We start from the raw sequence: 11317 nt of genomic DNA, 5'->3' as shown, positions 1-11317 counted from the left end.
ATTTGCCCAAATGGAATTATCGAGCCGTACCCCAACCTGAGTAATTCATTAAGTTATTTATTTTTCATTCCTTAGATGGGCGATCGCCCCTAACCAACCAATCTAATTGAAGGGCGATCGCCTACAATAGAATCAACACTCCTCATCTCAAACACCATGCAAATTGTTTTGCCACCTGAAGCCGAAGCCCTCGTGCAGCGCCAACTCACCAGCGGCAAATACAACAGCGCGATCGACGTTATCCTTGCAGCGATTAAACTACTCGAACAACAGCAAGATATTTATCAAGGACGACTGCAAGAACTCCAACGAGACGCACAGATTGGTCAGCAAGCATCCCAACGCGGTGAAGTCGTAGACGGTGCAACCGCAATGGCACAAATTCGAGCTAATTTGCGTAGGCGTAGCCAGCCTTAGGCATCGCGCTACAGTTCAAAAGAAACATGAGTCCAAAATTTCGCCTCACTCAACCCGCAATCCAAGACATCGAGCAAATTGCAGACTACATCGCTAGTCGATCGGGACTCGATCGATCCCATCGCTTTTTAAGCAATCTTGACGCTAAATTCGCCAAAATTGCTCAATTTCCCAATATTGGACGACAAAGACACGAAATTTTACCATAGCTTCGCAGTCTCTCTATAGACAACCATCTCATCCTCTATATGCCGATCGGACAGGATGTAGAGATTTTTCGAGTAGTCAGTGGTTATCGAGATTTGTCAGCCCTGTTCACCGATGCTGATGATTGAATTTAACTAAACAACAATCGCCCTTTCATTCACCTGACCAAAAACGCCGCACACTCAACATGAGAAGTCTGAGGAAAGAAATCCGCCGGCTGCACTCGCGCTAACTTATAATCCCCATTTTCGCACAAAATCTTCAGGTCGCGAGCCAAAGTAGCAGGCTTGCAGCTAACATAAACAATGCGATTTGGTTTGATTTCCTTGATAGCTTCCAACACCGCGCGATCGCACCCTTTCCTCGGCGGATCTAGCAGCACAATATCCGGTGTCAATCCCAAGGAAGGCAGCAAACTCTCTACAGTTCCCGCCTGAAAATCGACATTTCTCACGTCATTTAACTCAGCATTTAATTTGGCTTGTTCGATCGCCGCCGGTTGCACTTCTAAACCTATGGCTATTTTTACTTGTTTTGCCAGAGGTAAAGTAAAAGTACCAATGCCGCAGTAAGCGTCAACCAAAACCTCGTTTCCCTGCAAATTCAATTCCCCTACCATCACCTCTAACAACGCTTCAGCCGCCTCTGTATTTACCTGAAAAAAAGTATCGGCTCTTAGCTGAAAATTCAAACCAGCAAATCTTTCTCGCAGATAAGAACGGCCCGCAATGCAGCGAGTTTCGGCACCAAAAATCACATTAGTTTGATCGGGATTTATATTCAAACAAACCCCTGCCAGTTGAGGATATTGTTTCAGCCACTCTGATGCTTGCTCTTCGAGTCCCGGCAACTCTCCTGTGCGAACTATTAAAGTTAGCAGCATCTCGCCGGTGCGCCGTCCAATCCGCAAGGACAAGTGACGCAATTCTCCTGTATGTTTCTTTTCGTCGTAGACAGGCCAATCTCGCCAGTGGATGTCTTCTTTGACTTCTTTTAACAAAGGATTGAGGCGCGGATCTTGCACCGGACACTGATTGAGATTGACTAATTTGTGAGTGCTTTTTTGATAGTAACCTGCTTGGACTTGACCTGTTGCAGATATTGCGACGGGATAAGTCGCTTTGTTGCGGTATCCCAAAAATTGGGGAAATCCCTCGATTTTTCCCGTTAAAATTTCATCGACTTGCAGATTGCTAAATCCGCCAATTCTTTCTAAGGCTTGAATGATTTGATTTTGCTTGGCTGCAAGCTGATATTGATAATCTACGTGCTGCCACTGACAGCCTCCGCACTTGTCGGCGACAATGCAGTTAGCTCGAATGCGGTGTTCGGATGTTTCGAGAAGTGTGTCCAGCTTGCCTGTAGCATAGGTGGATTTGACTTGCACGAGGCGCACAAGGACTCGATCGCCCGTTACGGTATCGGGCACAAACACTACTAACTCACCAAAACGACCAACTCCGTCGCCGGTGTCTGTCAAGTCGGTAATCTCTATCTCAATCAGTTGACCTTGCTGGCAAGGGTTTGCCAATTTTGTCGATTTTGGGGTGGGGAATTTAGATTTGGTCACAAGTAGTCATGGTAGGATTTAATATGGTAATGCAATATCGCTCTCTCTTTCTTGAGATAAGTCGTAGCGAAGCGGGGCGTAAGCCATCGCACTCAAGCTCAATTGCAGGCTGTCTTCCTGCTGCTGAACGTCTTGCTGCTAAAGCTAAGCTTCAACCTGCAAGTCAAGCCTGCCGTGAGTTGCCTCGATCGATCCTGTGCGATATGCTGTTGGGGCGAGGTAGCAAAAACTCGTTAAACAGTCAAAGTGTCTGCCGACATCAAAACTCTCACTCGCAGTTTTTGAGTTTTTCCCGCAGTAGCCTGGAACACAGGGAAACTGGCTTGAACATCAAGCATAACGTTTGCGGAGATTTACCCGCTACTTCTAATGTTGATAAATGTTAGAAGCAAAGTAAATCGCCCAATCAAGAATCTCATCTTTAAGGGATGAGCATGTCAATTAATCTTACTCTCAAATATCCTCAATTTTTTTGAATAACAATGAGCGTAGTTAGCCAACTAATTCTCCAAGCCGACGACGAACTTCGCTATCCCAGTACCGGCGAACTTCAAAGCATCAAAGATTTTTTTAAAACCGGAGAACAGCGGGTGCGTATTGCTACTGCGCTGTCTGACAGTGAGAAAAAAATTGTTGAAGAAGCTAGCAAAAAACTCTGGAAAAAACGCCCTGATTTTATCTCTCCTGGCGGCAATGCTTACGGCCAACGCGAACGGGCTTTGTGTCTGCGCGACTACGGCTGGTACTTGCGCCTGATTACCTACGGTATCTTGGCGGGTGACAAGGAGCCGATCGAAAGCATCGGTTTGATTGGCGTTCGGGAAATGTATAATTCTCTGGGCGTTCCTGTTCCTGGCATGGTCGAAGCTATCCGCTGTTTGAAGGAAGCTTCTTTGGCTTTGCTCAATCAGGATGATGCTAAGGAAGCAGCTCCTTATTTTGATTATATCGCTCAGGCAATGTCTTAATTGCTTTGGTGATTGCTTTCATGAATGTGGCGGAGCATTCGCGGGTGATGTTTGGGGTGATTTTATCTCGCAATTGCTCGCAAATGTTTCGCTTCTGTTTTTTGGAAAGGAAATCTGCCTCATTTCTGCTAGGAAGCAATGCAGTTTAAGCTTTCCCAGATGTTGAGTTCGTCTTGTCTTTCAATGCACATTTGATTTAAAAAGTCAAGGGTTTTTGGGAGAGATTGTTTTTTGAATTTCCGGCTGTCGTACTGAATGGATGTTTTGAGCTGCGAGAGTTCTCCAAGGGTGGGGCTGGTTTGGATATGATGGGCGATCGCATTTTGCCATTCTTCCAGCCTGCGGTAGCTGACAAACAGGCCGCCTCTATCCCGATGGTGGACGAAAACCACGAAAGCCCATGATTCGACTCGCTTAATCAGGTTTTGGCTGATTTTGAGCAGTTGGGCGATCGACCTGACGGTGATGCGGAGCTTTTTCGAGGGTTGGATGCGGCGAAATAGTGGTGTCATAGCTGTCTATCTGGGGGGGTAACAACCAGCCTGAAACCCAGAGGTGGTGAGGATTGAGGCAATGTGTGCTAAAAAAAGATAGGCAGCATAATTGTTACACGCTTGCCTATCCAAAAAATAATGATACCAACATTTTACCAGACTCATTTAAAAAAACAACTGACGAAAGCTCAGTTTCTTGTAATGACAATTTTGCTATCTGTGATCCAATCAGAAAAACAAGTGAGATTAGAAAGACTGGCACGGGTATTTCCTTATCCAATTACAACAGAAAGTAGGCGTAGAAAAATACAAAGATTTCTGGATTTACCAAACTTAACTATCTCATTAATTTGGTTCCCCTTGATTACTTATTGGTTGACCACTTATTGCCCCATTGGTACTCGTTTATCAATCGCAATTGACCGCAGTCAATGGGGGCGCATTAATCTTTTTATGGTTAGCCTAATCTGGGAAAAAAGAGCAATTCCATTATACTGGTCATTATTGCCAAAATTAGGAAACAGTAACTTGGAGGAGCAAACAGCAAATTTACAGCAAATTTTACCATTGTTTTCAGAATATAAAGTCATCGTTTTAGGGGATCGTGAGTTTTGTTCTGTTGATTTAGGAAATTGGCTTAAATCAAAGGGTGTGTCGTTTTGCTTAAGACTTAAAAAGAATCATTGTATCGAAATAGAACATTTAATTTGGCAACGGTTAGATGAATTAGGGATAGTACCAGGAACCTCTTTGTATGTTCAAGGAAAAAGAGTGAGAAAAAGTCGGCCTGCCACCGGATTTGAGCTTGCTTGTAAATGGAAAAGAAATTATGGGAAATATCAAGTTAAAGAAGCTTGGTTTATTCTCACGGATTTAGGTTCATTGCCAGCAGCAATCAATGCTTATAAGCAGCGGATGGGCATTGAAGAAATGTTTCGAGACTGTAAAAAAGGAGGCTACGATCTTGAAGGAACTAGCCTCGAAGGAAACAGACTTATTAATATGATTCTCCTGATGACGCTTGCCTACAGTTCGGCAATATTTCAAGGCACTGAATTGAGAAAAAAGCAGGTACAAAAATATGTATCTCGTCGCAAAGAACCCAAGAAAAAATATCGTAGACGGAGTACATTTGGTGTTGGCGTAGATGCCGAAAAGTGGGTTCATTATCTCGAACAATATTCTTTCGATGTGGAACAGTTAATGAAGTTAAGTCCTTCTAAACGCCGCTTTTATCAACAAGGTATGCGGGCTGCAACCCTTATACAGTCTATCTCGTAGACCTCTTTGTCACCCCCCCAGAGCTGTCTATCTACTTTGTTCCAACATTGTAACATAAGATAGTCAACTTGCAAACTTAAAAAATGAAACTAGAAAGTCAGGCGTGATAGCTTAGCTTTATGCAGATAGGTGATGACTGATGGTTGTAGCAGAAGCTAGGCGAGAAAAAGAATACTTGAGACGCAGATTTACTGATACCGGGCTGCGGCGGTTGGGTAAATTCCTGCGATCGTGGCGCGAAGCTAGGGGGTGGAGCGTTCACGAACTGAGTGAAAAGACCAAGCAGCATGAGGCTCAATTTTATAATATAGGGGGAGAGCCTTTGCCGAAAGTTTTGGGGGTCAGCATTGCAGGCATTTCGAGAATCGAAAATGGCTATTACAACAAGCCTGCACCCGATCTTTTGTGGCTGTTCCTCGATGTTCTCGAACCAGTTCACCCGGTTGAAAAGCGGTTGCTTACTCTAGAAGACTTACTGTTGATCGGAACTGAATTTTGGAACCCAAACGTCGAGGCGTAGGATTGACTTAATAGTTAAATTGGATCTGTAAAATGCCGGGATTTCTTGACTTTAAGGCTGTCGTCGATCGGGAAAAACTGCGCCCTGTGCGATTTACGGATACGGGACGCGGTAGATTGGGCAAACTTCTGAAAGCAGCTAGAGAGATTCGGGGGTGGTCAATTATTGAAACAGAAATGGTCACAAAAGAATACGAGGCCGCTCTGTTTCGGACAGCCGGAGATCCTGTACCAAAAGATGTCGGTATTAGTAATGCTACTGTTAGTCGCTACGAACGCGGGAAGTTAGAAAGTTTGGATTGGCGATCGCTCTCTCTGTTATGCTTTGTCCTCAAGCCGATCGATCCGGTGACTGGGGAAGCCCTGGAACCGACAAATGCGCTTTATATCGCCTGTGAACATCCGCCGTATAATGACGCGAAGCTTTACGAGTAGTTGATTGCTGGCATCGGGACTGATGCAACCCAATTATTGAGATTGGGAGTTTTGAACCGCAGATATTAGCGGATGAACACAGATGAACGCTGATGTCTTTTGATCTGTGTTGATCTGCGGTGATTGATTACCGATCGCCCTTTTGTTTAGCAATTAAAGCTTTAGCTTGCTGCCACAGAGATTCTAACTCTTCTGGGGCATAATCTGACAAAGGTCGATCGCACGCAGCCTCCACCTTCGCAAACCGCTGCACGAAGCGATCGTTTGTTCCTTGCAAAGCAGCCGACGGATCTAAATCGTACCAGCGAGCTAATTGAATCAACACAAACATAATATCTCCCAATTCTGACTGCTGCGCTGCCTGATCCTCGTGTTTGAGAGCGTGTTCAAATTCTGCCATTTCTTCGTGAAATTTATCCCAAACGCCGTCTACACTGTCCCAATCAAAACTCACTTCCGCAGCTTTTTGAGAGATTTTCATCCCGGCGGCGATCGGCGGCAAAGTGCTGGCATAACGGCTCATTTTTGAGGCTAAAGTTGGCGGCTTTTCCGAAGTTGTGCCTTTTTCTGCTGCTTTGATTTTTTCCCAGTTTTCGTTGACTTCATCGACGCTGTTGATTTCGACATCGCCGAAGACGTGGGGATGTCGCCGAATTAGTTTTTCTGTAATGCCCGCAGCTATTTCGGCGAAGGTAAACTGATTGGATTCGCTGGCAATTTGAGCTTGCAGAATTACCTGTAACAGTAAGTCGCCCAATTCTTCGATAATCGCATCTTTATCTCCTTTGCGAATTGCGTCGGCGGTTTCATAAGCTTCTTCGATGATGTGAGGAATTAGAGTTTGGGGAGTTTGGGCTAAGTCCCAAGGACATCCGCCGTCTGGCGATCGCAATTTAGCCACAACTTCTATAAGTTCTGCGAGTGCTGTGAGCGATCGACTTTCAGAATTAGACATAATAATTTACCTTTTATATCAACCGCCAAGACGGTTATAACGTTGTTAAGAGCTCCAACCATTGATTTTATTACTTCTTCCTTCTTCCTTCTTCCTTCTTCCTTCTTCCTTCTGCTATGGATTTGCTAGATGTGCGAGTGGGAGCTTTGATTTTTCGCCTCTTAATTGTCTTAGGAGGGCGCAACCCGCTCAATCCTTTCTTTTTGAATCTTTTGTAAGCCGAGCCGCCCCAATCGCTTAGATAGTGGCTCATAGCGCCTAATTCTAGACCGATGTAAACGGCTAAAATTTCGATGCGGTGTTCCCAGATCGATCGCCCGTAACTCAAAACCACATCCTGCCAATTCCCGCCTAAGTTCCCGGCTTTTTCGGCAATTGCCAATCCCAACATTCCGAAAACCGCGATCCAGATAGCGAGGTACAAGATTCGCAAAGCAGTGCCGATCAGAGGGCCGTGGGACAAAAAAGAGCGGTGGCGCAGGCTTTTTTGGTACGGGAGCCAAATGGGTTTGAACCATCCCCAGCGCTGATACTGGCACGAGTAGATATCCAAGTCGGGGCCAAACATCAGCCCGCCGAATAAGAAACTGCCGGAAACGAGCAAAGTCAGGTTGCTGCTCTGAGTCTGGCCAAAGGTGAGGGCTGCCACGAAGGGCAAACTCCACATGGTTATTTGATCGTGGGTGCGGCCAGAGGGCATTTAAAGTTTAGGATTTTTTTTTACTTGATCTTTCTGAGTTACTGTGATATGATAAATCCCGGTGAGTGCAATTGGGTGATTAGCTCAGTGGTAGAGCGCCTGCTTTACACGCAGGATGCCGTAGGTTCAAATCCTACATTACCCATCCGATAACTCAATATCAACAGTTTCAGCCGTTTTTAGCCGTCAAGCCGAGAACGGCTGTTGCTGTTTAGGGTTGACTGTTGAATTTGGTGACGACTCAATTTAACATTCTGTGGCGGATGTCTCAAAAGTTGGCACCCAATGCTAGAAAATTAATTTATTGATTTTCTTTTTTAGAACCCTGTATATGAAGCCTAAAATAACTAGCCCGATCGCTTGGCAGCAAGCTGAACTGCTCATGCAGCCAGCGATGATCCGAGTGCTCGACAACATCCGCAAACAATTAGAGGAGTCTGTCTGGACGGGCACTTATCAAGAAGTGCAGATTCCCATTCCGGGCTATCAACTACTTTTAGAGCTTCAAGGCGAGCAAAGATGTATTGATATTTGGGAACTTTGCTATCGAGTCTGCTTTGTCAACTACCAGCCCGCCCACAGTCAAATCCAAAGCCAAGAAGTTGTAATTGATACTAGCTTGATTGATGATGAGACTGGCGATGTAGATTGGAATCGTCTTGATGCTAAAGCCAGTCAATTAATACAAGAAATATTCGCCAATTTGGGCAAATAGTCAGTTGTCAGTTGTCAGTTGAGAGTTGTCAGTTGAGAGTTGTCAGTTGAGAGTTGTCAGTCAACAGTCAACAGTCAATAGTCATCAGTCAACAGTCATCAGTCAACAGTCAACAGCCATCAGTCAACAGTCATCAGTCAACAGTCAACAGTCAATAGTCATCAGTCAACAGCCAACAGTCAACAGTCAACAAAATCTTATGATTCAAGAATTGCACGACATTCAAGCAGCGGCCGGTGCTACTTTTGTAGAGTTAACAACCAAAGAAATTGTGCCAGTCAGTTTTGGTAACGACGCAGAAGCGATCGCAGCAACTAAACAAGGTGCGGCTTTGTACGATCGCACTCACTGGGGACGCATTCAAATCTCAGACAGCGATCGCCTGCGGTTCTTGCACAATCAAAGTACCAATAACTTTAATATACTCAAACCCGGTCAAGGTTGCGACACCGTTTTTGTGACTTCCACCGCCCGGACGATCGATCTCGCCACCGCTTATGCTACAGAAGATGCCGTACTGCTGTTAGTTTCGCCCAACCGCCGCCGCCAACTGCTGGAATTGCTCGATCGCTATATTTTCCCAATGGATCGCGTCGAGTTAACAGATTTAACCGATACAACTGTTGCTTTCAGTTTCCTCGGCCCGGAAAGCACTCAACTATTAGAAAAAATAGGAGTTACCGAACTCGAAAATCAACCTTACGCTACTCACAAATTGATAAAAACCCCCCCTCTTTCCCCCCCTTACCAAGGGGGGGATGAAGGGGGGGTTCGAGTTGCGGTGGGTAGCGGTTTAGCAACTCCCGGATACACGTTAATTGCGTCAGCAAGCGATGCAGCCAACTTGTGGAAGGAATTAGTCAAAGCTGGGGCTGTACCGATGGGCGATCGAGTTTGGGAACAACTGCGAATCGAACAAGGACGCCCCGCACCCGATTTTGAACTCACAGAGGATTACAACCCCCTAGAAGCCCGCCTTTTACACACGATTACCTATGACAAAGGCTGCTACATCGGTCAAGAAACAATTGCCCGGTTGAACACCTACAAAGGAGTCAAACAGGAACTTTGGGGCGTGCAGTTGAGCGATGCGGTTGAACCCGGAACAGGAGTCACAATCGGAGAGGAAAAAGTTGGCAAACTCACCAGTTTTACGGAAACTGAATCCGGCTTTTTTGGTCTTGCTTACATCCGCACAAAAGCGGGCGGCGAAGGACTGAAAGTGCAAGTCGGATCGGTGTCAGGGGAAGTAGTAAACGTACCTTTCTTGAGTTCGTAGTTGCGCTCGGTAGCCTGTTGACGCCGCAGCGCCCAAAACTTTTTTGTTGAGGTTGATTTGGGAAGAATGCTAATACCATAAATTTGCCCCAAGTCCTATCTTTAGATAGATTTGCAAACCAAAAACCGAAATTATTCTGTATTACAGTCGTCACAGAAAAAACAGAGTTTTTCAATGAAAAAGTTTACATCGCGCTTAGTTACAACTTGCCTGCGAGTTGGAATAATCTTTGCTTTAGGAATAGCGCTGATTTTTAGCTCCGAATTGGAATTGTCGGGCAACAAAATGCAAGCGATCGCTACACATTTAACTCCTGAAGCTACGTCTTACGAAGTTGCCCGTCCCGATCGCCCGCCAACAACCGATATCGAGAAGGGAGGAAATGATGCCGTTGACAATATCCGAGAAAAGCTGAATCTCGACCAACCGATCGCCCCCAGTACCAAAAAATTTATAGAATCGGTAAAAGATAACGTGGGCGAAGCAGTTACGCCGGGACAGAAAGCAGTAGAAAAAGCGGCAGAGCGAGGTAGGAGCGAGCGAGCCAAGTAATTCAATCGCATCCAGTTTTAAAATATCATATTCTTAGTCCGCCTGCGCGGACTTTGTTTGTTCAGTAGCGATTTCCAAATCCGAATCATGGAAGGGATAATGAACCCGGATTCGATTGTTCATATTGGCACTTCAGGTTGGAGTTACGACCATTGGGAAGGTGTGCTTTATCCCCACCAGCTACCGCCTCGCTCTAGGCTAGATCGCTATATCCAGCACTATCAAACCGTCGAAGTTAATAGCACCTACTACCGCTGGCCACCAAACACTACCTTTGCTAACTGGCGAGAGCGCCTCCCCCAAGGATTTTTGATGACCGTAAAAGCGCCCCGTGGTCTAACGCACTCCAAGCGTCTTTATTCGCCAGAAAAGTGGTTGGAACGCATGAGTGAGGGACTTCAATCCCTGGGCGATCGATTGGGTATTCTGCTCGTCCAACTCTCTCCCCAGTTCGGCTGCGATTTGGCCCGCCTAGCCTACTTTCTAGAACAGGTGCCCTCCTGGATCAAAGTAGCTGTCGAATTCCGACATCCAAGCTGGCACACAGAAGAGGTATTTTCGCTGCTAGAACGCTCTGGAGCGGCCTACTGCGTGATGAGCGGCGCCCACCTGCCGTGTATCCTGCGCGCAACGGGTTCATTCGTCTATGTGCGCCTCCACGGCCCCGACGCCAACAATCTCTACGGCGGCTCCTACTCGGATGATGATTTGCACTGGTGGGCCGATCGCATCCACGAGTGGGAAAGTCAAGGGCAACCTGTGTTCGTCTACTTCAACAACGACGGAGAGGGAAATGCAGTGAGGAACGCTTCAAAGCTAAAAGCTTTTGTGGAGAATGGTACTTCATGACAGACTCTGATTGAGAGTGTCCCCATTCTTTTGGGCGCATTCAAAAACGCTCCGCAGTTCCTTGAAGCTGAATTAGAAATCGGAGGTGGCGTTCGTCTAGGTTATTGTTTGACGATCGCACTCACCCCGAACCCGCACATCCAACTCAACATCACCCAGCACAAGCCGATCGTATTCAACTCAACATCACGATCGCACTTTTGCTTCCATTTCAAACAAATCCCGCAGGGTGCGCTTGACCGAAAGGAAACACGAAATACTCCGTCAGTTTCTCGATGCAATCATTAAACGCTTTGTAGTAAGCTGTTCGACATCTAAACTGCATTAACTCGCGTTACCTTTGTTTTTGATCTTTCGGTTCCATTTCATAATTAAT

The 11317-nt window shown here is 45.9% G+C and carries 15 protein-coding genes and 1 tRNA gene; 12 read left to right on the top strand and 4 right to left on the bottom strand.

Annotated features, from left to right (window positions below; translation table 11 throughout):
- Nucleotides 1–156: 156 nt before the first annotated feature.
- Together QT979_RS27760 and QT979_RS27755 are read left to right on the top strand one after the other, a co-directional pair.
- Nucleotides 157–417: a type II toxin-antitoxin system ParD family antitoxin gene (locus QT979_RS27760; protein WP_333312265.1), complete on the top strand. Its 261-nt coding sequence runs from the start codon at nt 157–159 to the stop codon at nt 415–417.
- A 26-nt stretch (nt 418–443) separates the two neighbouring features.
- Nucleotides 444–626, top strand: a complete 183-nt coding sequence (locus QT979_RS27755) for a type II toxin-antitoxin system RelE/ParE family toxin (protein WP_333312264.1) — start codon at nt 444–446, stop codon at nt 624–626.
- A gap of 155 nt (nt 627–781) precedes the next feature.
- Here the strand turns inward: QT979_RS27755 and rlmD are convergent, their stop codons facing one another.
- Nucleotides 782–2194 (bottom strand): 23S rRNA (uracil(1939)-C(5))-methyltransferase RlmD, encoded by a 1413-nt coding sequence (gene rlmD, locus QT979_RS27750; RefSeq protein WP_333312263.1) that lies wholly within the window; start codon nt 2192–2194, stop codon nt 782–784.
- A gap of 8 nt (nt 2195–2202) precedes the next feature.
- Between rlmD and QT979_RS27745 the strand changes: the two genes are divergently transcribed.
- Together QT979_RS27745 and QT979_RS27740 are read left to right on the top strand one after the other, a co-directional pair.
- Nucleotides 2203–2580, top strand: coding sequence for a hypothetical protein (locus QT979_RS27745; protein WP_333312262.1), 378 nt, complete (start codon nt 2203–2205; stop codon nt 2578–2580).
- A gap of 96 nt (nt 2581–2676) precedes the next feature.
- Nucleotides 2677–3162 carry an allophycocyanin subunit alpha-B gene (locus QT979_RS27740; RefSeq protein ID WP_190746013.1) on the top strand — a complete coding sequence of 162 codons (486 nt, stop codon included), beginning with the start codon at nt 2677–2679 and terminating at the stop codon, nt 3160–3162.
- 128 nt (nt 3163–3290) lie between these two features.
- Here QT979_RS27740 and QT979_RS27735 read toward each other — a convergent pair whose 3' ends face one another.
- Nucleotides 3291–3674: a hypothetical protein gene (locus QT979_RS27735; RefSeq protein ID WP_333312261.1), complete on the bottom strand. Its 384-nt coding sequence runs from the start codon at nt 3672–3674 to the stop codon at nt 3291–3293.
- Nucleotides 3675–3794: 120 nt separating this feature from the next.
- Between QT979_RS27735 and QT979_RS27730 the strand changes: the two genes are divergently transcribed.
- From QT979_RS27730 to QT979_RS27720, 3 genes are all read left to right on the top strand, one after another.
- Entirely contained in the window at nt 3795–4937 is a 1143-nt protein-coding gene (locus QT979_RS27730; RefSeq protein WP_333217163.1) for an IS4 family transposase, read from the top strand.
- 139 nt (nt 4938–5076) lie between these two features.
- Complete coding sequence (locus tag QT979_RS27725) at nt 5077–5457, top strand: helix-turn-helix transcriptional regulator (protein WP_333211628.1); 381 nt, start codon at nt 5077–5079, stop codon at nt 5455–5457.
- Between the two features lie 32 nt (nt 5458–5489).
- Nucleotides 5490–5891 (top strand): helix-turn-helix transcriptional regulator, encoded by a 402-nt coding sequence (locus QT979_RS27720; protein WP_333091252.1) that lies wholly within the window; start codon nt 5490–5492, stop codon nt 5889–5891.
- A gap of 127 nt (nt 5892–6018) precedes the next feature.
- On the opposite strand, the gene mazG is transcribed toward QT979_RS27720, so the two are convergent.
- Together mazG and QT979_RS27710 are read right to left on the bottom strand one after the other, a co-directional pair.
- Entirely contained in the window at nt 6019–6846 is an 828-nt protein-coding gene (mazG, locus tag QT979_RS27715; protein ID WP_333312260.1) for a nucleoside triphosphate pyrophosphohydrolase, read from the bottom strand.
- 70 nt (nt 6847–6916) lie between these two features.
- Nucleotides 6917–7546, bottom strand: a complete 630-nt coding sequence (locus QT979_RS27710) for a metal-binding protein (RefSeq protein WP_333312259.1) — start codon at nt 7544–7546, stop codon at nt 6917–6919.
- A gap of 73 nt (nt 7547–7619) precedes the next feature.
- Here QT979_RS27710 and QT979_RS27705 point away from each other — a divergent pair.
- From QT979_RS27705 to QT979_RS27685, 5 genes are all read left to right on the top strand, one after another.
- A tRNA-Val gene (locus QT979_RS27705) sits at nt 7620–7691 on the top strand.
- Nucleotides 7692–7877: 186 nt separating this feature from the next.
- Nucleotides 7878–8261, top strand: coding sequence for a hypothetical protein (locus QT979_RS27700; RefSeq protein ID WP_333312258.1), 384 nt, complete (start codon nt 7878–7880; stop codon nt 8259–8261).
- 199 nt (nt 8262–8460) lie between these two features.
- Nucleotides 8461–9540, top strand: a complete 1080-nt coding sequence (gene ygfZ, locus QT979_RS27695; RefSeq protein ID WP_333312266.1) for a CAF17-like 4Fe-4S cluster assembly/insertion protein YgfZ — start codon at nt 8461–8463, stop codon at nt 9538–9540.
- A gap of 174 nt (nt 9541–9714) precedes the next feature.
- Nucleotides 9715–10092, top strand: coding sequence for a hypothetical protein (locus tag QT979_RS27690; protein ID WP_333312257.1), 378 nt, complete (start codon nt 9715–9717; stop codon nt 10090–10092).
- Nucleotides 10093–10191: 99 nt separating this feature from the next.
- A complete protein-coding gene (locus tag QT979_RS27685) occupies nt 10192–10941 on the top strand; it encodes a DUF72 domain-containing protein (RefSeq protein WP_333312256.1) in 750 nt (249 codons plus the stop codon).
- Nucleotides 10942–11317: the final 376 nt, after the last annotated feature.

This window comes from Microcoleus sp. w2-18bC1 (assembly GCF_036700365.1).
GTDB lineage: Bacteria > Cyanobacteriota > Cyanobacteriia > Cyanobacteriales > Microcoleaceae > Microcoleus.
Note: the sequence above shows the minus strand (reverse complement) of the source record. Positions and strands in the feature narration are given on the sequence as shown.

What these genes read in the sequence shown, in the direction of transcription:
- QT979_RS27760 (WP_333312265.1), top strand. Translation starts at nt 157, where the DNA reads ATGCAAATTGTTTTGCCACCTGAAGCCGAAGCCCTCGTGCAGCGCCAA.
- QT979_RS27755 (WP_333312264.1), top strand. Translation starts at nt 444, where the DNA reads ATGAGTCCAAAATTTCGCCTCACTCAACCCGCAATCCAAGACATCGAG.
- QT979_RS27745 (WP_333312262.1), top strand. Translation starts at nt 2,203, where the DNA reads ATGGTAGGATTTAATATGGTAATGCAATATCGCTCTCTCTTTCTTGAG.
- QT979_RS27740 (WP_190746013.1), top strand. Translation starts at nt 2,677, where the DNA reads ATGAGCGTAGTTAGCCAACTAATTCTCCAAGCCGACGACGAACTTCGC.
- QT979_RS27735 (WP_333312261.1), bottom strand. Translation starts at nt 3,674, where the DNA reads ATGACACCACTATTTCGCCGCATCCAACCCTCGAAAAAGCTCCGCATC.
- QT979_RS27730 (WP_333217163.1), top strand. Translation starts at nt 3,795, where the DNA reads ATGATACCAACATTTTACCAGACTCATTTAAAAAAACAACTGACGAAA.
- QT979_RS27725 (WP_333211628.1), top strand. Translation starts at nt 5,077, where the DNA reads ATGGTTGTAGCAGAAGCTAGGCGAGAAAAAGAATACTTGAGACGCAGA.
- QT979_RS27720 (WP_333091252.1), top strand. Translation starts at nt 5,490, where the DNA reads ATGCCGGGATTTCTTGACTTTAAGGCTGTCGTCGATCGGGAAAAACTG.
- mazG (WP_333312260.1), bottom strand. Translation starts at nt 6,846, where the DNA reads ATGTCTAATTCTGAAAGTCGATCGCTCACAGCACTCGCAGAACTTATA.
- QT979_RS27710 (WP_333312259.1), bottom strand. Translation starts at nt 7,546, where the DNA reads ATGCCCTCTGGCCGCACCCACGATCAAATAACCATGTGGAGTTTGCCC.
- QT979_RS27700 (WP_333312258.1), top strand. Translation starts at nt 7,878, where the DNA reads ATGAAGCCTAAAATAACTAGCCCGATCGCTTGGCAGCAAGCTGAACTG.
- ygfZ (WP_333312266.1), top strand. Translation starts at nt 8,461, where the DNA reads ATGATTCAAGAATTGCACGACATTCAAGCAGCGGCCGGTGCTACTTTT.
- QT979_RS27690 (WP_333312257.1), top strand. Translation starts at nt 9,715, where the DNA reads ATGAAAAAGTTTACATCGCGCTTAGTTACAACTTGCCTGCGAGTTGGA.
- QT979_RS27685 (WP_333312256.1), top strand. Translation starts at nt 10,192, where the DNA reads ATGAACCCGGATTCGATTGTTCATATTGGCACTTCAGGTTGGAGTTAC.